The sequence below is a fragment of the Pseudoalteromonas sp. c7(2019) genome (genome assembly GCF_011378625.1).
In the GTDB taxonomy this organism is placed as follows: Bacteria; Pseudomonadota; Gammaproteobacteria; order Enterobacterales; family Alteromonadaceae; genus Pseudoalteromonas; species Pseudoalteromonas arctica.
Genome location: NZ_WTKS01000060.1, coordinates 1 through 564 on the forward strand (window position 1 = coordinate 1; position 564 = coordinate 564).

1 protein-coding gene is annotated in these 564 nt (G+C 36.9%); it reads left to right on the forward strand.

What is annotated here, in order from left to right:
* Positions 1-540 (forward strand): IS5 family transposase (locus GQR38_RS20005; RefSeq protein ID WP_165738015.1); only part of this gene is annotated, 540 nt, incomplete at its 5' end.
* Between the last annotated feature and the right edge of the window lie 24 nt (positions 541-564).

Below are 564 nucleotides of genomic sequence, written 5' to 3' on the forward strand. Positions count from 1 at the left end.
AATTTATTCAATTGGTTATCAAAAGATACAGATTCAGAATGGCTGTTTATTGACGGCATTATAGTCCGTACTCATCAGCATGGAACAGGGGCTGCCACAAATGATGATGAAGCAATAGGTAAAAGCAGAGGTGGTAACTCAACAAAGATCCACTTAGCAGTGGATAGTTACGGGCTACCCGTTTGTTTTTCATTATCTGGAGGTCAAGTACACGATATTGTCCATGCCGAAGAGCTGATAAATCAATCTCCTAAATCATCTTATATTGTTGCAGATAAAGGTTATGACAGTGAAAAGCTTAGAGAGCATATACATGAAAAAGGTGCCATTTCAGTCATTCCTAGACGAAAAAATAATAAAACAGGAAACAATGACATAGATTGGTGCCTGTATAAGTATCGACATTTGGTTGAAAATGTATTTGGAAGAATTAAACATTTCCGTGCAATAGCAACGAGATACGATAAATTAGAACAAAATTATGCAAGCATGGTTGCTTTAGCATTCACTATTATGTGGCTCCCTATGCATGCTGAGTAATTATTGAGCACCAAAGATCAACAC